Genomic DNA, 18,103 nt, shown 5'->3' on the forward strand with positions numbered 1-18,103 from the left:
AGCGATTTGTCGCGTGCAGGTTCCACACCACAATGGCGCATGATGGCCTGTACAGGGCCTGAACAGGCATCGCGATGGCCTTGGGAAGGGCCTGCCAGCGATGCTATAGTTCGCCACCAGTTCGGCCCGCTCGATACTTGCGTGCCTCCATGAAGGAGGCGTGCGTCTGAGTGACGTGGCTGCATCGCAAGGAGTCTAGATGAGCGTTGATAACGCCTACGCGGTCGAGTTGAAGGGTGTGACCTTCAAGCGCGGCTCGCGCAGCATCTTCAATAATGTCGACATACGCATTCCCAAGGGCAAGGTCACCGGAATCATGGGGCCTTCGGGGTGTGGCAAGACCACGCTGCTGCGTCTGATGGGCGCGCAACTGCGGCCCGCCAGCGGCGAAGTCTGGGTCGCGGGGCAGAACCTGCCGACGCTGTCGCGCAGTGATCTGTTCGATGCCCGCAAGCACATGGGCGTGCTGTTCCAGAGTGGCGCGCTGTTCACCGACCTCGACGTGTTCGAGAACGTCGCATTCCCGCTGCGCGTCCATACGAAGCTGTCCGAGGAAATGATCCGCGACATCGTCCTGATGAAACTTCAGGCGGTGGGGCTGCGCGGCGCCATCGAGCTGATGCCGGACGAGCTGTCCGGTGGCATGAAGCGCCGGGTGGCGCTGGCCCGGGCGATTGCGCTGGACCCGCAGATACTCATGTACGACGAGCCATTCGTCGGTCAGGACCCGATCGCCATGGGCGTGCTGGTGCGCCTGATCCGCCTGCTCAACGACGCCCTGGGTATCACCAGCATCGTGGTCTCTCACGATCTGGCGGAAACTGCGAGTATCGCCGACTACATTTATGTCGTGGGTGACGGCCAGGTACTCGGCCAGGGCACGCCCGAGGAACTGATGAACTCGGACAACCCGCGTATTCGCCAATTCATGAAAGGTGACCCCGACGGGCCGGTGCCTTTCCATTTTCCTGCGCCAGACTACCGCGCCGATCTCCTGGGGAAGCGTTAGATGCGCAGAAAATCCTTACTCGAACGTATCCGCCGTTTTGGCCGTTCGGCCATCGACGTGGTCGCGGTCATGGGGCGTTCGTGCCTGTTCCTGCTGCACGCCCTCGTGGGGCGCGGCGGTATCGGTGGTGGTTTCCAGTTGCTGGTTCGCCAGTTGTACTCCGTTGGCGTGATGTCGCTGGCGATCATCGTGGTTTCCGGTGTGTTCATTGGCATGGTGCTGTCGCTGCAAGGCTTCAGCATCCTCGCCAAGTATGGTTCGGAGCAGGCCGTGGGGCAGATGGTTGCCCTCACGCTGCTGCGTGAGCTCGGGCCGGTGGTGACTGCCTTGCTGTTTGCCGGACGTGCCGGTTCGGCGCTGACCGCCGAGATTGGCAACATGAAGTCCACCGAGCAGCTTTCCAGCCTGGAAATGATCGGCGTGGATCCGCTCAAGTACATCGTCGCGCCACGGTTGTGGGCCGGTTTCATTTCTCTGCCGCTGCTGGCGATGATCTTCAGCGTCGTCGGGATCTGGGGCGGCTCGTGGGTCGCGGTGGACTGGCTGGGCGTTTACGAAGGCTCGTTCTGGTCGAACATGCAGAACAGCGTGTCCTTCACCGACGACGTGCTCAACGGCGTTATCAAGAGCGTCGTGTTTGCCTTTGTCGTTACCTGGATTGCCGTATTCCAAGGCTATGACTGTGAGCCCACTTCAGAGGGGATCAGTCGAGCCACCACCAGAACCGTGGTCTATGCCTCGCTGGCAGTCCTGGGACTGGACTTTATTCTGACCGCCTTGATGTTTGGAGATTTCTGATGCAAAACCGCACCCTGGAAATCGGTGTCGGCCTGTTCCTCCTGGCCGGGATCCTGGCGCTGCTCCTGCTGGCCCTGCGCGTCAGCGGCCTGTCCGCCAGCCCCAGCAGCGATACGTATAAACTTTATGCAAATTTCGACAATATCGCCGGTTTGACTGTCAGAGCAAAAGTGACCATGGCCGGTGTGACCATCGGCAAGGTCACGGCCATCGATCTGGACCGCGATACCTATACCGGTCGGGTGACCCTGCAGCTGGAAAAAAGCGTAGACAACCTGCCTACCGACTCCACTGCATCGATCCTGACTGCCGGGCTGCTCGGCGAGAAGTACATTGGCATCAGTGTCGGCGGGGAAGACGCCGTGCTCAAGGACGGCGGTGTCATTCATGACACCCAGTCGGCGCTGGTACTGGAAGATCTGATTGGCAAGTTCCTGCTCAATACCGTAGGCAAAGAAGCTAAATAAGGAGTTTCCATGATTTCCATCCTGCGACGCGGCTTGCTGGTGTTGCTGGCGGCCATGCCACTGCTGGCCGTTGCGGCGACTCAGTCGCCCAAAGAAGTGATCCAGACCACCACCACGCAATTGTTGTCCGACCTCAAGGCCAACAAGGAGCAGTACAAGACCAATCCCGGTGCGTTCTACGAGGCACTGAATGCCAACCTGGGTCCGGTGGTGGATGCCGACGGCATCTCGAAAAGCATCATGACCGTGAAGTACTCGCGCAAGGCGACCCCGGAGCAGATGCAGCGCTTCCAGGAAAACTTCAAGCGCAGCCTGATGCAGTTCTATGGCAACGCCTTGCTGGAGTACAACAACCAGGGCATCACCGTCGGCAACGAGAAAAACGACGGCGAGGGGCGCGCAAGCGTCGATATGACGGTCAAGGGCAACAATGGCGCCGTCTATCCCGTGTCTTACACCCTGACCCAGCTCAACGGCGAATGGAAGGTGCGTAACGTCATCGTCAACGGCATCAACATCGGCAAGCTGTTCCGCGATCAGTTCGCCGATGCCATGCAGCGCAACGGCAACGACCTGGACAAGACTATTGATGGCTGGGCCGGCGAAGTCGCCAAGGCCAAGGAAGCCACTGCGGATGCAGCGGAGAAGCAAGCGCAATGAGTGGTGGCACTGTGCAATTGGTCGAGCCGGGCGTATTGGGCCTGGCCGGCACCCTCGATTACCGGTCCGGCCCGGTCCTGCGCGAGCAGGGCAAGGCGCTGATCGCATCGAGCCCGGCCAGCCAGTTGGTGCTCGATTGCACCGGTGTCGAGCGCTCCAGCAGTGTCGGACTGTCGTTGTTGCTGGGCTTCATGCGTGATGCCCAGGCGACCGGAAAGCAGTTCGAGGTCCGCGGCATGCCCCACGGCATGCGGGAAATCGCTGAAGTGTACGGTCTGGACGAGCTGCTGACGCTGCAGTGACGACCACGCGAATCGTGGCCCCTCTGTCAGAGTCCTCGTTTACGGGGTTCGCAGGCGAGGGGCTTTTTTGTATGATGGCCGACCCGCGCGCACAGGGCGCCGATCGAGGTTGAGCATGCAGGCCGTAGAAGTTAAGAACTTCCTTGAAGAAAAGTTGCCGGACACCCGGGTCGAAGTTGAAGGCGAAGGCTGCAACTTCCAATTGAACGTAATCAGCGACGAGCTGGCGGCATTGAGCCCGGTCAAGCGTCAGCAGCAGATCTATGCTCACCTTAACCCGTGGATCACCGATGGCAGCATCCACGCGGTCACCATGAAATTTTTCAGCAGCGCAGCCTGGGCTGAGCGCACCTGAGCCACCTGTGGCGGCGAGAATCCAAATGGACAAACTGATTATTACTGGCGGCGCTCGTCTTGACGGCGAGATCCGCATCTCCGGTGCCAAGAACGCGGCCCTGCCGATTCTGGCCGGCACCCTGCTGTGCGACGGCCCGGTTACCGTGGGTAACCTGCCGCACCTGCACGACATCACCACCATGATCGAGCTTTTCGGTCGCATGGGCATCGAGCCTGTGATCGACGAGAAGCTGGCGGTGGAAATCGATCCACGCACCATCAAGACCCTGGTCGCGCCGTACGAGCTGGTGAAAACCATGCGCGCTTCGATCCTGGTGCTGGGCCCGATGGTTGCCCGTTTCGGCGAAGCCGAAGTCGCTCTGCCTGGCGGTTGCGCCATCGGCTCGCGTCCGGTTGACCTGCACATCCGCGGCCTGGAAGCCATGGGCGCGAAGATCGAGGTCGAAGGCGGCTACATCAAGGCCAAGGCGCCTGAAGGTGGCCTGCGCGGTGCGCACTTCTTCTTCGACACCGTCAGCGTGACCGGCACCGAGAACATCATGATGGCCGCCGCACTGGCCAAAGGCCGCAGCGTGCTGCAGAACGCTGCGCGCGAGCCTGAAGTGGTCGACCTGGCCAACTTCCTGATCGCCATGGGCGCCAAGATTCAGGGCGCTGGCACCGACACCATCACCATCGATGGCGTCGAGCGCCTGGGTTCGGCGACCTACCGCGTGATGCCCGACCGTATCGAGACCGGTACCTACCTGGTTGCCGCTGCCGTTACTGGCGGTCGCGTCAAGGTCAAGGACACCGATCCGACCATCCTCGAAGCCGTCCTGGAAAAACTCAAGGAAGCCGGCGCCGAGATCACCACCGGTGAAGACTGGATCGAGCTGAACATGCACGGCAAGCGGCCGAAAGCCGTCAACCTGCGTACCGCTCCGTACCCGGCGTTCCCGACCGACATGCAAGCGCAGTTCATCTCGCTCAACGCTATTGCCGAAGGCACTGGCGCGGTGATCGAGACGATCTTCGAAAACCGCTTCATGCACGTCTACGAGATGCACCGCATGGGCGCGCAGATCCAGGTCGAAGGCAACACCGCCATCGTCACCGGGACCAAGACCCTCAAGGGCGCGCCAGTAATGGCCACCGACCTGCGGGCTTCCGCCAGCCTGGTGCTGTCGGCGCTGGTCGCCGAAGGTGACACCCTGATCGATCGCATCTACCACATAGATCGTGGCTACGAGTGCATCGAGGAAAAACTGCAGATGCTGGGCGCGAAGATCCGCCGCGTACCGGGCTAGTCTGCCTGCGGCGCAAGGATGCGCCACGAATTGAATTGAACGCCGCCGGTTGCCTGCATGGGCCGGCGGCTTTAAGCCGCATAAGGACCGACGTTTCCCATGTTGACCATCGCGCTGTCCAAGGGCCGCATTCTCGACGACACCCTGCCGCTGCTGGCGGAAGCGGGCATCGTCCCGACCGAGAATCCGGATAAAAGCCGCAAACTGATCATCCCCACGACCCAGGACGATGTACGCCTGCTGATCGTGCGGGCCACCGACGTGCCGACCTATGTCGAGCATGGTGCCGCCGATCTGGGTGTGGCCGGCAAGGACGTGCTGATGGAATACGGCGGCCAGGGCATGTATGAGCCGCTGGACCTGAAGATCGCCTGCTGCAAGCTGATGACCGCGGGTGCCATCGGCGCGCCGGAGCCGAAAGGCCGCCTGCGCGTGGCGACCAAGTTCGTCAACGTTGCCAAGCGCTACTACGCCGAACAGGGCCGTCAGGTTGACATCATCAAGCTGTACGGCTCGATGGAGCTGGCACCGCTGGTCAACCTCGCCGACAAGATCATCGACGTGGTCGACACCGGCAACACCCTGCGCGCCAACGGCCTGGAGCCCCAGGACGTCATCGCTACCATCAGCTCCCGCCTGGTGGTCAACAAAGCATCCATGAAGATGCAGCACGCCCGTATCCAGAGCCTGATCGACACCCTGCGTCAGGCGGTGGAATCGCGACACCGCGACTGACCTCTGCGCGCGACGTTCGGTCGCGCCCGTCTATCCGCGTCATAGCCAATTATCTCGGGTGCCCGCGCGTATGGACTGGTAGCTTAAGGGCGCCTGAGCATTCGCCAATTACCGAGGCCTTAGCTATGACCACGTCCACTGCAATTCGCCGACTCAATGCCGCTGACCCGGATTTCGCCCGACATCTGGATCATCTGCTGAGCTGGGAAAGCGTGTCCGACGACGCGGTCAACCAGCGGGTCCTCGACATCATCAAGGCCGTGCGCGAGCGCGGCGATGCGGCGCTGGTGGAGTTCACCCAGCGTTTCGACGGCGTCGACGCCAAATCCATCGATGACCTGATTCTCGGCCGCGAGCGCCTGGAACTGGCCCTGACCCGGATTACCCCGGAGCAGCGCCAGGCCCTGGAAAAGGCCGCTGAGCGCGTGCGTATCTACCACGAGCGGCAGAAGCAGGACTCCTGGATCTACACCGAAGCCGACGGTACCGTCCTCGGCCAGAAAGTCACCCCTCTGGACCGTGCTGGCCTGTACGTACCGGGCGGCAAGGCATCGTACCCGTCGTCGGTATTGATGAACGCCATTCCGGCCAAGGTTGCCGGCGTCAAGGAAGTGGTGATGGTGGTGCCAACCCCGCGTGGCGAGATCAATGAGCTGGTGCTGGCGGCGGCGTGTATCGCCGGCGTCGACCGGGTCTTTACCATCGGCGGCGCCCAGGCGGTCGCGGCCCTGGCTTACGGCACCGAGAGCGTGCCGCAGGTGGACAAGGTGGTCGGCCCGGGCAACATCTACGTTGCCACCGCCAAGCGCCATGTATTCGGCCAGGTGGGCATCGACATGATCGCCGGCCCTTCGGAAATCCTCGTGGTCTGCGACGGCCAGACCGATCCGGACTGGATCGCCATGGACCTGTTCTCCCAGGCCGAGCACGACGAGGACGCCCAGTCGATCCTGGTCAGCCCGGATGCCGGGTTCCTCGACCGTGTCGCCGCCAGCATCGACAAGCTGCTGCCGACCATGGACCGTGCCGAGATCATCCGTACCTCGATCAACGGCCGTGGCGCGCTTATCCATGTCCGTGACATGGAGCAGGCGATCGAAGTCGCCAACCGTATCGCTCCGGAACACCTGGAGTTGTCGGTCGCCGATCCACAAGCCTGGCTGCCGCAGATTCGCCACGCCGGCGCGATCTTCATGGGCCGCCACACCAGCGAAGCGCTGGGCGACTACTGCGCCGGGCCGAACCACGTGCTGCCGACCTCCGGCACCGCGCGTTTCTCCTCGCCGCTGGGGGTGTATGACTTCCAGAAGCGCTCGTCGATCATCTTCTGCTCCGAACAGGGTGCTTCCGAACTGGGCAAGACCGCGTCGGTCCTGGCCCGCGGAGAATCCCTCAGCGCCCACGCGCGCAGTGCCGAATACCGCATCCTTGCCGACCAAGAGGGCAACTGAACATGAGTAAATTCTGGAGCCCCTTCGTCAAGGACCTGGTGCCTTACGTCCCGGGTGAGCAGCCGAAGCTGACCAAACTGGTCAAGCTCAACACCAACGAAAACCCCTATGGCCCGTCGCCGAAGGCGCTAGACGCCATGCGCGCCGAGCTGAACGACAACCTGCGCCTGTACCCGGACCCGAACAGCGACCTGCTCAAGCAGGCCGTTGCCCGTTACTACGACGTGCAGCCCAGCCAGGTGTTTCTCGGCAACGGCTCGGACGAAGTGCTCGCGCACATTTTCCACGGCCTGTTCCAGCACGACGCGCCGTTGCTGTTCCCGGATATCAGCTACAGCTTCTATCCAGTCTACTGCGGCCTGTACGGCATTCCCTTCGAGCCAGTGGCGCTGGACGAGCAGTTCCAGATCCGCGTCGCGGACTACCGCAAGCCCAATGCCGGGATCATCTTCCCCAACCCCAATGCGCCGACCGGCTGCCTGCTGGCGCTGGACGCCATCGAGCAACTGCTCAAAGCCAACACCGAGTCGGTGGTGGTGGTGGATGAGGCTTACATCGACTTCGGCGGCGAGACCGCCATCAGCCTGGTGGATCGCTACCCGAACCTGCTGGTGACCCAGACCCTGTCCAAATCGCGCTCCCTGGCGGGGCTGCGGGTCGGCCTGGCGGTGGGCCATCCGGACCTGATCGAGGCGTTGGAGCGGATCAAGAACAGCTTCAACTCCTACCCGCTGGATCGCCTGGCCATCGTTGGCGCGGCGGCCGCTTTCGACGACCGCGAGTATTTCGAAGAAACCTGCAACAAGGTCATCGCCAGCCGCGAGAAGCTGGTGAGCGAACTGACTGCCCGTGGTTTCGACGTGCTGCCGTCGGCGGCCAACTTCATCTTCACTCGCCATCCGCAGCAGGATGCCGGTGAACTGGCGGGCAAACTGCGGGAGCAAGGGGTGATCGTGCGTCACTTCAAGCTGCCGCGGATCAGCCAGTTCCTGCGTATCACCATCGGTACCGAAGAGCAGAATCAGGCGTTGCTTGACGCTTTGAACTGATCTGGTGGCCGCATCGCGAGCAAGCTCGCTCCTACAGAGATGATGGAACTCTGTAGGAGCGAGCTCGTCGGGGCGCCGAACCGTCGCGATGCCTCATCCCCGTTTGCTTTCCACTGAAACAACCCGTTACTCTTGCCTTCCTTAAATTCATCCGATGATTGGACGTAAGCCCTTTTATGACCCAGCTCATCAAGCGTTCCCTCGTCGAACAAGCTGTCGAACAACTCCGCCAGCGCATCACCAGCGGCGCCTGGTCGGTTGGCCAGCGCCTGCCGACCGAGCCTGAACTGGCCGCCGACCTCGGCATAAGCCGCAACACCGTGCGCGAAGCTGTACGCGTGTTGGCCTTCAGCGGATTGGTGGAAGTGCGCCAGGGTGACGGCAGTTATCTGAAGACCGCCTCGGACCCGCTTCCGGCGGTGCAGGCGTTGTCCAGTTGCAGCCTGGAGCATGCGCGGGAGGCGCGGCACCTGCTGGAAGCCGAAGCGATCGGCCTCGCGGCACTTCGGCGCACCGAGCAAGACCTGGTCGGCCTGCATGAAGCCCTGCGCGCCAGCGGCAATCACTTCCACGGTGATCTGGGCGATTACATCTGTTGCGATCTGGCCTTCCACCAGCGTCTGGTGGATGCCGCGCACAACCCGGCGTTAAGCGAGTTGTATCGCTACTTCTCCAGCGTGGTGGCGATGAAGCTGGAACACAGCATGAGCAGGTCGCCGCGCAATCAGGCGGTGTTCGATCTGCATGAAGCGATTCTCGACGCCGTCGAACGACAAGATCCGGAGCGGGCCAAGGCCCTGAGCCGGACACTGATCAATGAACCCTGACTTCGAGACTGCCATGGGCCAAGACCTTTCCCACAAGCCCGCGCCCCAGGGGCCGGTGCTTGATGACCTTTTGATTGATGCCGAAGCCGACGACGATCTCCAGCCGCCCGTGCGCTTGCCAAAGCCGTGGCTGTTGCTGCTGGGTCTGGTGCTGGTGGCGTTGAACCTGCGTCCGGCGCTGTCGAGCATGTCGCCGTTGCTCGGGAATGTTTCCGCCAGCCTCGGCCTCAGTGGTTCCCAGGCCGGCCTGCTGACGACCCTGCCGGTGCTCTGCCTGGGCCTGTTCGCGCCGTTGGCGCCGGTCCTGGCGCGGCGTTTTGGCAGCGAGCGGGTGGTCCTGTTCATCCTGCTCTGCCTGGCGGGCGGCATTGCCTTGCGCAGCAGCTTCGGCAGCATCGGGCTGTTCGGTGGCAGCCTGATTGCCGGGGCCAGTATCGGGGTGATCGGCGTGCTGCTGCCGGGCATCGTCAAGCGCGACTTTCCGGCCCATGCCGGGACGCTGATGGGCGTCTACACCATGGCCCTGTGCCTGGGCGCGGCGCTGGCGGCCGGGGCCACGGTGCCTTTGAGTCATTACTTCGGCGACAACTGGACTCTGGGCCTGGGCTTCTGGCTGGTGCCTGCGGTGGTAGCCGCACTGTTCTGGTTGCCCCAGGCGCGCCAGGGGCATGGCGTACATCATGTGGCCTATCGCGTGCGCGGCTTGTGGCGCGATCCGCTGGCCTGGCAGGTGACCCTGTATATGGGCCTGCAATCGTCGCTGGCCTATATCGTCTTCGGCTGGCTGCCATCGATCCTCATTGGCCGCGGCCTCAGCCCGACTGAGGCGGGGCTGGTGCTGTCCGGCTCGGTGATCGTGCAACTGGTCAGTGCCCTGACCGCGCCGATGCTGGCAACCCGCGGCAAGGACCAGCGCCCGGCGATCGTCGTGGTGATGGCGCTGACCCTGGCCGGTCTGTTCGGCTGCCTGTATGCGCCTCTTGGCGGGTTATGGGGCTGGGCGGTGGTGCTCGGGATTGGCCAGGGCGGCACCTTCGCCCTGGCGCTGACGCTTATCGTGCTGCGCTCGCGGGATGCCCATGTCGCCGCCAACCTGTCGAGCATGAGCCAGGGCGTGGGTTACACCCTGGCCTCGGCGGGGCCCTTCGCGGTCGGGCTGGTGCATGACCTGACCGGCGGCTGGGCCGCGGTAGGCTGGATCTTCGCGGTGCTGGGCGGTGGAGCGATCCTCTTCGGCCTCAAGGCGGGCCGCGCGTTGCACGTGCGGGCTATCAGCGAGCGGATCTGACCCATCAAGGATTGCAGTCAGCCTTGATGGCCGCTGCGTGGTTCACATTGGGCCGTGAGGGCTCGATATACCACTCCGACTTCTTTGGATACTTGACCAGCAGGCACACCAGTTGGCGGCGCATGCTGCCGACCTGCCGTTCGTTGTCGCGCCACTCGGGGTCATTGCCGTTGCGGGCGAGCAGTTCCTGATACAGGGCTTCGGTTTCATTTTCGCCGATGGTGCGGCCATGGGCCGTCGGAATGACCTTCAGCGACCATTCCAGCTTTTTGGTGGTGGCGTTGGTGTAGCTGCTCCATTCGCTTGACTCGATGTATTTGCCGGGCGTGTTGGCAGGCACCGTCTGCTGGGCAATGGCCTGATCGCTCTCGACATAGGCGAAGCGCGCGGTGGCGGGCTTGGTGAAGTCGACGCGCACAATGGGCACGATGAAACCCGCCGCGGCCAGTTTTTTCTGGAAGTTGCGGGCGCTGGTGAGACCGTCCTCGGGCTTTTGCGGCTTGGTGTCACCGTAGGTGGAGTAGTTGAAGTTGCTGTTCGGATTGTAGACGAAGGCGTCGATGTACTTCTTCGTGTCGGAACCATCCGAGGTCTCGGAGGCGTTGCGCATCATGAACTCGTTGGTAAGCGTGCGTACGGCAAGGGGCGCGGTGTTGTTGGCTTTCGCCCGGGACTCATGGATCCGGATCATTTCGTCCCACTGCGCCGGGTCGTCGGCGTTGAACGAGCACTGGACGCGCTGGACCGTCGTATTGCCGTAGGCTTTCTGCCATTCGGTCAGACTTTTCACACCTTTTTCGGGACACGTTCCGTAGGCGGTCGTGGCATTCAGGTTGGCAGTCCCGACCTGGCCGGCAGTGGCGGGTTGTCCCTTGCCGTAATCGCCGCAGCCATGCCATTTGCGATCCGGCCCGGTGCCGGCATCGAACGGGTAGATGCAGACGAATCCTTCCTGCTTGACCGGCGCGGCTAACCGCTCGGCATCCACCGGGTTGCGGATGATCATCCCGGCAGGATGGACGAGGGTGTTGATGCTCAGGTCGCTACGCAGCCAGGTCCAGGAGGTGGCGCCGGTCTTGACGGCGTAGGGGCTGTAGTCCCAGGGATTGAATGGCCCGTCGTTGACCATCCGCAAGGTCACGCCGCTGCAGTAGTAGTGGCCGCGTGGTGCGCCGCTGCCGACTTCCTTGCAGGCGTTGTCCAGCGTGTTGTAGTTGCGGTTGATCCGCTCCACGGTGGCCTGGGCGGACCGTTGCGGATCAGTCTCCTGCGCCTGTACCCACAGGCTGGCGCCCAAGGTCGAGAGTACGAACAGAATGCTGCGGGTAAGCATGGGCAAGTCCCTCTTTCGCAGGCCTTTGACTGGGTGATCCGGTCATTGCGGAAAGGCTGGCTGAGGATAGGAGGCGGGACGTTTCGGCGACTACTGACAGAAATATCAGTTCTGACGAGTGGTTGTAGCGTGCGCCCGAGGGACAGGCATTCACCCGGTCAATGCTGCTGGCCTGACGCCAGCAATCGGTCTATGGTGCAACGCTGATCTTTGCGGAGACGGCCGTCATGAGCGACGCCAACAGTGAGCTGATTACCCGTTTTTACCAGGCCTTCCAGCGCCTGGATGCCGAGGCCATGGTTGCCTGCTACAGCGACGATATCGTGTTCAGCGACCCGGCCTTCGGCACACTGCGTGGCCGGGATGCCGGTGACATGTGGCGGATGCTCACCACCCGGGCCAAGGATTTTTCCCTGACCTTCGATAATGTGTGCGCCGATGAGCGGGGGGGCTCCGCCCATTGGGTCGCCACTTACCTGTTCAGCCAGACCGGTCGCATCGTGGTCAACGACATCCACGCCAGTTTCGTCATTCGCGACGGCAAGATCTGTCAGCACCATGATGTCTTCGATTTCTGGCGCTGGTCTCGCCAGGCACTGGGCACACCGGGTGTGCTATTGGGCTGGACGCCGTTCCTGCGCAACAAGGTTCACCAGCAGGCGCTCAAGGGCCTGAAGGCATTCCAGCGCGGTTAGAAATCGCAGTTTTTACTGACGGCGGCGGCATGATCGACAGCGCGCCGTGACGGCTCCAGGGTCCACAGTGGCGCATCACGGTGCAGTTGCAGGTGGCAGACCAACTGCCGACGCATGCTGGCAACGTTCTGATCGGGATTGACGGTGTTGTCTTTCCACTGCGAGTCCTTGAGGTGCCGGTTCATCAGTTCCTTGTAGAACGCGTCGGTTTGATTTTCCCGTGCCTGGCGCCCGCAAGGCGTCGGTGTGATTTCCAGCCGCCATACGTAGGTGCTGAATCCGGGTTCCATCTCGTATGCCCAGCGACTGCTCTGGATATAAGACGAGCAAGTCGCTGCGCTCGCTGCCGCGCCGGCCGCTGTCTGGCCTGGCTCCGCCGGGCTTGCGGCAAGCACCAGTTGATCCTCGGCTTTGTAGATGAACTCGGCGCTACCGCTTTGTTCCGGCGGTAGACGTAGATGGATGATCGGTAGTTCCTGGCCCGTTGCTTCAAACCATTGCTGTTGGTAAAGGCGTGCGCCTGCCAGGCCGGCCGGCTCGGTATAGAAGGCCGCCAGCAGTGATGGCGAACGTGGTGGCTCCACCTTCCAGTTGGCGATGCGCAGTTCGTTCTGAGTATTGGTTTTTTCAGTGATTCTGCCCATTGCCTGGATACCCGCGTAGAACGCCTGGCCGGCTCCGGCGTTGCGCTGTCCGTTCAGGTCAAAGGCGCATTGTGCCGAGTGATCGGACTGCTTGCGCCGATACTGCGCATCCCACTGTTCAACGTTGACTACCCCTTCGTTTTGGCACCAGCTTTCGCGATTGCTCGTCAGGCTTGAATCACCACATCCCTTGTCGACGCGGTACTCGGTAGCTGCATCGATTGGAAAGAAACAGAGGTAGGTCAGGTCTTCATGTGCGTTGGGATTGAGTTGTGCGTTGTCGAGAATCACACCGCTTGTGTAGTTGTATGCGAGCTTTGGAAAGTTGGCGTCACGTCGCAAGTAGGATGCGGAGATCGCACCGCTTTTGATACTTGCCGGGCTGGGTTCGTAAAACTTGTAGTTCTTTGAAGGAAACAGCCCACGCACAATCAGCCCGGAGCAGAGCAACGCCGGTTGAGAGGGGTTGTTATTGCAGTAGCTCACGGTGTTGTTGTAGCGCTCCTGCAGTGCTTTCGTCGGGTCGCTCGGAGCGGCCTGGACAATGCAGGCACTGATCAGCGTAAGTAGGCCTGTGACAGGGAGCAGGGACCGTCTGTATGCGACCATGTGGGGACCTCCGAGGACTCCAGATAAAAACGTCTGAGCAATAGCGTTGCGAAGAACATAGGGCGGTGGCGGTGCAGATGACTACTGACAGAAATATCAGTTCGGATAAGCGGTACTGACGCCATCTCATGGCTGCTGGGTGTTTCAGGCTGCGGCTGCGGGTATTAAGCTGGCGGCTTTTCCACTCCAGACCCGACAACCTGTGACCGAACACGCCACCGCGACACCTGACAAGCCTTGGTACGTCTACCTGGTGCGGGCTGCCAATGGCTCGTTGTACTGCGGCATCAGCGACAACCCCGAACGCCGTTTCGCCGCGCACCAACAGGGACGTGGTGCCCGCTACTTCAGCACCAGCCCGGCAGTGGCGCTGGTGTACGTCGAGGCCTGGCCGGACAAGTCCCAGGCGCTGCGCCACGAGCGGTTGATCAAAGCGTTGAGGAAGAGCGCAAAGGAAGCACTGGTGGCTTCCTTTGCGGCGCAGGGTATTTAAATGGCGAGCGACGCCTCTAAATATTGTTGCAGCCCTTACTCTTGGACTCATCAATCTCGACGTAACGCCTTGAAGGTTCCAGGTTCCACTCGGGCTTGTTTCTCGCAATGAGGAAATGGCAGACGAGTTGTCGACGCATGCTGGCTACGTTGTTGACCCGGTTGTCCGTGTTGTCCTTCCACTGGGCGTAGTTCCAATGAAAGGTCACCAGTTCGTTGAAGAAGTTATTGGTCTGCCCAGGGCCAATTTTTCTGCCGCACTCGGTGGGAACGACCGACAGTGACCAAATTTTTCTTTTGAAACCTGGATCGTCTCGCTCGATCCACTTGGCGCTCTGGATATAGGCCGGGCAAGCGTTCTTTTCCGTCGTCGGATAAATGACCTGATCATTCTTGTTGAATGAAAACCGTGCGTCTTCCGCCAGGGTTTGCGGCATTTTTATGTCCACCACCGGGACTTGTGTGTGGGTGTGATACCAATATTGGATCTGGTACAGCCTGGCGCCGTAGCGGCCGTCGTCCGTTACAAAGAACGTGGCCAGTACGGAGGGCTCTATCCGCGGGTTGTTTTCATTCCAGATCGCGATGCGCAGTTCGTTATGGATACCGTAGGATTCCCTGGCCAGCAGGTTCGTGGCTCGGAGGCTTTCGTAAAAGGCAGTGGTCTGGTCTTTGCGACCGGGGCGTACATCGAAGCCGCACTGCTTGCTGTTGTTGCGACCACCCGCCTTGTAATCAGCCAGCCACTGTTCAGCGGTCGTCACGTTTTTTTCCTGGCACTGTTTTTCGATGTGATCGGTTGTATCGCTGGAATCTGCACAACCGTTTAGCGTGCGATTACTTGCGCCTGCATCGACCGGGAATGAGCAGAGCACGGTGTAATCCACCTGGTCTTTCGGGTTGTCAGCAACGTTGTCGAGGATGATGCCGCTGGTGAGGTTCCAGGCCAGTGTCTTGAAGTTAGCGTCCTTGCGCAGGTAAGACGCCGAAATCCCGCCACTCTCCTTGGCCACCGGGCTGACGCTCCACGGACCAAACGTCACATTGGGATGAAGCGCCCTCATGACCACGCCGCTACAGGCGTAGGCGGGTTCACGTCCGCAACTCGGGCGGACATCGTTGTAGCGGGCGATCAGCTTGGCGACGACATCGTCACCAAGCTCTGCGCGGGCTGGGCTCATTGCAAGCGCGCAGACCGTTGCTGCGGTAAGGACGAGCAGGGTGGTGGTTTTCATTTCTCACATTCCTGGCTGCGGGGCGAAGTCTCGAAGGTGTCAGGCCGTGACGAGTCGAGAGTAAGCAGCCAGGGAGAAGCGCGACTACTGACAAAAATATCAGTTCAGATCAGTGGTTCCGGGTTCAGTCCTTGCGACGTTTCAACTGATCCGTCAGTTGGGTAGGCAGGCCCTTGATGATCAAGGTGCCGGCTTCTTCGTCATATTCGATCTTCGAACCCAGCAAGTGCGCCTCGAAACTGATCGACAGCCCCTCGGCGCGGCCGGTGAAGCGGCGGAACTGGTTCAGGGTGCGTTTGTCGGCGGGGATCTCCGGCGACAGGCCGTAGTCCTTGTTGCGGATATGGTCGTAGAACGCGCGCGGGCGCTCTTCGTCGATCAGCCCGGAGAGTTCCGTGAGGGTCACCGGCTCGCCGGCCTTGGTCTGGCTGGTGGCGTAGTCCACCAGGGTCTGGGTTTTCTCGCGGGCGGCTTCCTCGGGCAGGTCTTCGCTCTCGACGAAGTCGCTGAAGGCCTTGAGCAGGGTGCGGGTTTCACCGGGCCCGTCGACGCCCTCCTGGCAGCCGATGAAGTCGCGGAAGTAATCCGAGACTTTCTTGCCGTTCTTGCCCTTGATGAAGGAAATGTACTGCTTCGAGTTCTGGTTGTTGCGCCACTCGGAGATGTTGATGCGCGCCGCCAGGTGCAATTGGCTCAGGTCCAGGTGGCGGGACGGGGTGACATCCAGCTCGGCGTTCACCGCTACGCCTTCGCTGTGGTGCAGCAGGGCGATTGCCAGGTAGTCGGTCATGCCTTGCTGGTAGTGCGCGAACAGCACATGCCCGCCCACCGACAGGTTGGACTCTTCCATCAGCTTTTGCAGATGCTCCACCGCGATGCGGCTGAAGTCGGTGAAGGTCTTGTCGCTGTCGAGGTATTCCTTCAGCCAGCCGCTGAACGGATGCGCCCCGGATTCGGCGTGGAACAATCCCCAGGCTTTGCCCTGTTTGGCGTTGTAGCTGTCGTTGAGGTCGGCCAGCAGGTTTTCGATGGCGGTCGACTCGGCCAGTTCGGAGTCGCGGGCGTGCAGCACGGCGGGGCTGCCATCGGGTTTCTTGTCGATCAGGTGAACGATGCAATGACGGATCGGCATGGAATTCTCGGCTCGGTGAAGGGCCGGCGCAGGGCTCGGCAAAGTTGCCAAGTGTAACTCAGCCGGGGCTGATGACGGGCTTGCCGAGTGGGTGACGGGGGGAGGGGTTCGGTTTTTGTTCTGTTTTTTGCGATATTTTGTGTAAACCCCCGAAAAACCTGAACATTTGGCCTGTGTGAGGCGGATATTTATCTATTCCTGTGGTAGTTTTGCCCGGTCTTGCGCCCCCTGTGCGGCGCATTGCTGGCAGTTCGCTGGCGTCCCGTCGAACCAAACGCATTTTTGTGTATCTACATACGCGATTGGCAAATGGAAGTACCCGACCCGCCGACCATTCGCGGGGCCGGACCCGATGGCTGACGCAGCACTCTGCAAACCCACTGAATTTGATTAGGGAAGGAACACCACCATGGCATTGACCAAAGACCAACTGATCGCCGATATCGCTGAAGCAATCGACGCGCCGAAAACCACCGCGCGTAACGCACTGGAGCAACTGGGCCAGATCGTTGCTGATCAACTGGAAAACGGTAGCGAAATCACTCTGCCAGGCATTGGCAAGCTGAAAATCTCCGAGCGTCCTGCCCGTACCGGCCGCAACCCTTCGACTGGCGCTGCCATCGAAATCGCTGCCAAGAAAGTCGTCAAGTTCGTGCCAGCCAAAGTGCTGACCGACGCTGTAAACAAGTAATTGTAAACAGCACAAAAAAACCGCGCCGGGTGCGAACCCGACGCGGTTTTTTTACGCCTGCGAAAGGGCGTTACTTGCTGCTCCAGCGTTGTTGACGCCATTGCTGGCGCGCTGACGCGTCCTGGAAAGTCCAGGCCACCAGACGGCTCTGTTTCTGCCCCTGGCCCATCTCCAGCACTTTCTGCTCCAGCACGCCGGCCTTCTTCAGCGCCGCCTCGATGCCGGGCAGATTCGAGGCTTTCGACACCAGGCTGCTGAACCACAGCACCTGTTGGCCGAGCGCCTTGCTCTCGTTGACCAGTTGCGTCACGAAACGGATCTCGCCGCCCTCGCACCACAGCTCATTGTTCTGGCCGCCGAAGTTCAACACCGGCAGCTTGCGCTTGGGGTCGGCCTTGCCCAGGGCGCGCCATTTGCGTTGGCTGCCACGGGTGGCTTCCTCGCGGGAGGCGTGGAAGGGCGGGTTGCTCAGGCTGAGGTCGAAGCGTTCATCCGCCGCCAGCAGGCCGGTAAGGATGTGCTTGCGATTGCCCTGCTGGCGCAGGCTGATGAACTTGCCGAGGCCATTGGCCTGGACGATAGCGCCGGCTGCGGCCAGCGCCACCGGGTCGATGTCCGAGCCAACGAAGCGCCAGCGGTAATCCGCATTACCCAGCAGCGGGTAGATGCAGTTGGCGCCGACGCCGATATCCAGTGCCTGGACCTGCACGCCACGGGGAATCTCGCCGCCGTTGTCCTCGGCCAGCAGATCCGCGAGGGTATGCAGATAGTCGGCACGGCCCGGAATCGGCGGGCACAGGTAGTCGGCGGGAATATCCCAGAACTGAATGCCGTATTGCGCCTTGAGCAGCGCCCGGTTGAACACCCGCACCGCCTCGGGATCGGCGAAGTCGATGCTCGGCTTGCCGTAAGGGTTGGTGATGGTGAAGCGGGCGAGGTCCGGGTGCGCCTTGATCAGGGCGGGGAAGTCGTAGCGGCCTTGGTGGCGGTTACGTGGGTGCAGGGTGGGCTTGTTCATAGTCGGAAATACAAGAGCGGGC

The 18,103-nt window shown here is 61.4% G+C and carries 20 protein-coding genes; 15 read left to right on the plus strand and 5 right to left on the minus strand.

The features are described 5' to 3' along the window. Positions 1 to 199 precede the first annotated feature (199 nt). The 12 genes from DM374_RS00485 to DM374_RS00540 all read left to right on the plus strand — a co-directional run bounded on the left by DM374_RS00485 (position 200) and on the right by DM374_RS00540 (position 10,232). Positions 200 to 1,009 carry an ATP-binding cassette domain-containing protein gene (locus tag DM374_RS00485; protein WP_095159614.1) on the plus strand — a complete coding sequence of 270 codons (810 nt, stop codon included), beginning with the start codon at positions 200 to 202 and terminating at the stop codon, positions 1,007 to 1,009. Then, complete coding sequence (gene mlaE, locus DM374_RS00490; RefSeq protein ID WP_095159615.1) at positions 1,010 to 1,807, plus strand: lipid asymmetry maintenance ABC transporter permease subunit MlaE; 798 nt, start codon at positions 1,010 to 1,012, stop codon at positions 1,805 to 1,807. After that, positions 1,807 to 2,274 carry an outer membrane lipid asymmetry maintenance protein MlaD gene (gene mlaD, locus DM374_RS00495; protein WP_110968102.1) on the plus strand — a complete coding sequence of 156 codons (468 nt, stop codon included), beginning with the start codon at positions 1,807 to 1,809 and terminating at the stop codon, positions 2,272 to 2,274. Before mlaE ends, mlaD begins: the two co-directional genes overlap by 1 nt. A gap of 9 nt (positions 2,275 to 2,283) precedes the next feature. Continuing rightward, positions 2,284 to 2,934 (plus strand): MlaC/ttg2D family ABC transporter substrate-binding protein, encoded by a 651-nt coding sequence (locus DM374_RS00500; RefSeq protein ID WP_110968103.1) that lies wholly within the window; start codon positions 2,284 to 2,286, stop codon positions 2,932 to 2,934. Further along, complete coding sequence (locus tag DM374_RS00505) at positions 2,931 to 3,236, plus strand: STAS domain-containing protein (RefSeq protein ID WP_110968104.1); 306 nt, start codon at positions 2,931 to 2,933, stop codon at positions 3,234 to 3,236. Before DM374_RS00500 ends, DM374_RS00505 begins: the two co-directional genes overlap by 4 nt. A 115-nt stretch (positions 3,237 to 3,351) precedes the next feature. Beyond that, positions 3,352 to 3,591, plus strand: a complete 240-nt coding sequence (locus DM374_RS00510; RefSeq protein WP_095159619.1) for a BolA family protein — start codon at positions 3,352 to 3,354, stop codon at positions 3,589 to 3,591. Positions 3,592 to 3,616: 25 nt separating this feature from the next. Further along, positions 3,617 to 4,882, plus strand: a complete 1,266-nt coding sequence (gene murA, locus DM374_RS00515; RefSeq protein ID WP_095159620.1) for a UDP-N-acetylglucosamine 1-carboxyvinyltransferase — start codon at positions 3,617 to 3,619, stop codon at positions 4,880 to 4,882. 99 nt (positions 4,883 to 4,981) lie between these two features. Next, complete coding sequence (gene hisG / locus DM374_RS00520; RefSeq protein ID WP_110968105.1) at positions 4,982 to 5,617, plus strand: ATP phosphoribosyltransferase; 636 nt, start codon at positions 4,982 to 4,984, stop codon at positions 5,615 to 5,617. A gap of 125 nt (positions 5,618 to 5,742) precedes the next feature. Continuing rightward, positions 5,743 to 7,068, plus strand: coding sequence for a histidinol dehydrogenase (hisD, locus tag DM374_RS00525; protein WP_110968106.1), 1,326 nt, complete (start codon positions 5,743 to 5,745; stop codon positions 7,066 to 7,068). 2 nt (positions 7,069 to 7,070) lie between these two features. Next, positions 7,071 to 8,117: a histidinol-phosphate transaminase gene (hisC, locus tag DM374_RS00530; protein ID WP_110968107.1), complete on the plus strand. Its 1,047-nt coding sequence runs from the start codon at positions 7,071 to 7,073 to the stop codon at positions 8,115 to 8,117. Between the two features lie 176 nt (positions 8,118 to 8,293). After that, positions 8,294 to 8,944: a FadR/GntR family transcriptional regulator gene (locus DM374_RS00535; RefSeq protein ID WP_110968108.1), complete on the plus strand. Its 651-nt coding sequence runs from the start codon at positions 8,294 to 8,296 to the stop codon at positions 8,942 to 8,944. A gap of 13 nt (positions 8,945 to 8,957) precedes the next feature. Continuing rightward, positions 8,958 to 10,232 (plus strand): CynX/NimT family MFS transporter, encoded by a 1,275-nt coding sequence (locus DM374_RS00540; protein ID WP_225422438.1) that lies wholly within the window; start codon positions 8,958 to 8,960, stop codon positions 10,230 to 10,232. Positions 10,233 to 10,236: 4 nt separating this feature from the next. Here the strand turns inward: DM374_RS00540 and DM374_RS00545 are convergent, their stop codons facing one another. Then, on the minus strand, positions 10,237 to 11,565 hold the full coding sequence (locus DM374_RS00545) for a DUF2599 domain-containing protein (RefSeq protein ID WP_110968110.1): 1,329 nt from the start codon (positions 11,563 to 11,565) through the stop codon (positions 10,237 to 10,239). 227 nt (positions 11,566 to 11,792) lie between these two features. Between DM374_RS00545 and DM374_RS00550 the strand changes: the two genes are divergently transcribed. Continuing rightward, the gene (locus DM374_RS00550; RefSeq protein WP_110968111.1) at positions 11,793 to 12,260 is read left to right on the plus strand and encodes a nuclear transport factor 2 family protein; all 468 of its coding nucleotides are present in this window, start codon (positions 11,793 to 11,795) and stop codon (positions 12,258 to 12,260) included. On the opposite strand, the gene DM374_RS00555 is transcribed toward DM374_RS00550, so the two are convergent. Further along, entirely contained in the window at positions 12,257 to 13,513 is a 1,257-nt protein-coding gene (locus tag DM374_RS00555; RefSeq protein WP_110968112.1) for a DUF2599 domain-containing protein, read from the minus strand. The genes DM374_RS00550 and DM374_RS00555 overlap by 4 nt on opposite strands. 202 nt (positions 13,514 to 13,715) lie before the next feature. On the opposite strand from DM374_RS00555, the gene DM374_RS00560 reads away from it, so the two are divergent. Next, positions 13,716 to 14,006, plus strand: a complete 291-nt coding sequence (locus tag DM374_RS00560; RefSeq protein ID WP_110968113.1) for a GIY-YIG nuclease family protein — start codon at positions 13,716 to 13,718, stop codon at positions 14,004 to 14,006. A 16-nt stretch (positions 14,007 to 14,022) separates the two neighbouring features. Here the strand turns inward: DM374_RS00560 and DM374_RS00565 are convergent, their stop codons facing one another. Next, the gene (locus tag DM374_RS00565; protein ID WP_110968114.1) at positions 14,023 to 15,240 is read right to left on the minus strand and encodes a DUF2599 domain-containing protein; all 1,218 of its coding nucleotides are present in this window, start codon (positions 15,238 to 15,240) and stop codon (positions 14,023 to 14,025) included. A 124-nt stretch (positions 15,241 to 15,364) separates the two neighbouring features. Further along, a complete protein-coding gene (gene yejK, locus DM374_RS00570) occupies positions 15,365 to 16,372 on the minus strand; it encodes a nucleoid-associated protein YejK (protein WP_095154315.1) in 1,008 nt (335 codons plus the stop codon). Positions 16,373 to 16,781: 409 nt separating this feature from the next. On the opposite strand from yejK, the gene DM374_RS00575 reads away from it, so the two are divergent. Further along, on the plus strand, positions 16,782 to 17,063 hold the full coding sequence (locus DM374_RS00575; RefSeq protein WP_095154313.1) for an HU family DNA-binding protein: 282 nt from the start codon (positions 16,782 to 16,784) through the stop codon (positions 17,061 to 17,063). Positions 17,064 to 17,133: 70 nt separating this feature from the next. Here DM374_RS00575 and rlmF read toward each other — a convergent pair whose 3' ends face one another. Then, the gene (rlmF, locus tag DM374_RS00580; RefSeq protein ID WP_110968115.1) at positions 17,134 to 18,081 is read right to left on the minus strand and encodes a 23S rRNA (adenine(1618)-N(6))-methyltransferase RlmF; all 948 of its coding nucleotides are present in this window, start codon (positions 18,079 to 18,081) and stop codon (positions 17,134 to 17,136) included. Positions 18,082 to 18,103 lie beyond the last annotated feature (22 nt).

Source organism: Pseudomonas huaxiensis (assembly GCF_003231275.1).
GTDB lineage: Bacteria > Pseudomonadota > Gammaproteobacteria > Pseudomonadales > Pseudomonadaceae > Aquipseudomonas > Aquipseudomonas huaxiensis.

Coding starts and splice junctions, on each gene's coding strand:
- hisG (WP_110968105.1), top strand. CDS start 4,982: ATGTTGACCATCGCGCTGTCCAAGGGCCGCATTCTCGACGACACCCTG.
- DM374_RS00565 (WP_110968114.1), bottom strand. CDS start 15,240: ATGAAAACCACCACCCTGCTCGTCCTTACCGCAGCAACGGTCTGCGCG.
- DM374_RS00535 (WP_110968108.1), top strand. CDS start 8,294: ATGACCCAGCTCATCAAGCGTTCCCTCGTCGAACAAGCTGTCGAACAA.
- rlmF (WP_110968115.1), bottom strand. CDS start 18,081: ATGAACAAGCCCACCCTGCACCCACGTAACCGCCACCAAGGCCGCTAC.
- murA (WP_095159620.1), top strand. CDS start 3,617: ATGGACAAACTGATTATTACTGGCGGCGCTCGTCTTGACGGCGAGATC.
- DM374_RS00550 (WP_110968111.1), top strand. CDS start 11,793: ATGAGCGACGCCAACAGTGAGCTGATTACCCGTTTTTACCAGGCCTTC.
- DM374_RS00500 (WP_110968103.1), top strand. CDS start 2,284: ATGATTTCCATCCTGCGACGCGGCTTGCTGGTGTTGCTGGCGGCCATG.
- DM374_RS00545 (WP_110968110.1), bottom strand. CDS start 11,565: ATGCTTACCCGCAGCATTCTGTTCGTACTCTCGACCTTGGGCGCCAGC.
- yejK (WP_095154315.1), bottom strand. CDS start 16,372: ATGCCGATCCGTCATTGCATCGTTCACCTGATCGACAAGAAACCCGAT.
- hisC (WP_110968107.1), top strand. CDS start 7,071: ATGAGTAAATTCTGGAGCCCCTTCGTCAAGGACCTGGTGCCTTACGTC.
- DM374_RS00510 (WP_095159619.1), top strand. CDS start 3,352: ATGCAGGCCGTAGAAGTTAAGAACTTCCTTGAAGAAAAGTTGCCGGAC.
- DM374_RS00540 (WP_225422438.1), top strand. CDS start 8,958: ATGGGCCAAGACCTTTCCCACAAGCCCGCGCCCCAGGGGCCGGTGCTT.
- hisD (WP_110968106.1), top strand. CDS start 5,743: ATGACCACGTCCACTGCAATTCGCCGACTCAATGCCGCTGACCCGGAT.
- DM374_RS00555 (WP_110968112.1), bottom strand. CDS start 13,513: ATGGTCGCATACAGACGGTCCCTGCTCCCTGTCACAGGCCTACTTACG.
- DM374_RS00505 (WP_110968104.1), top strand. CDS start 2,931: ATGAGTGGTGGCACTGTGCAATTGGTCGAGCCGGGCGTATTGGGCCTG.
- mlaD (WP_110968102.1), top strand. CDS start 1,807: ATGCAAAACCGCACCCTGGAAATCGGTGTCGGCCTGTTCCTCCTGGCC.
- DM374_RS00575 (WP_095154313.1), top strand. CDS start 16,782: ATGGCATTGACCAAAGACCAACTGATCGCCGATATCGCTGAAGCAATC.
- DM374_RS00485 (WP_095159614.1), top strand. CDS start 200: ATGAGCGTTGATAACGCCTACGCGGTCGAGTTGAAGGGTGTGACCTTC.
- mlaE (WP_095159615.1), top strand. CDS start 1,010: ATGCGCAGAAAATCCTTACTCGAACGTATCCGCCGTTTTGGCCGTTCG.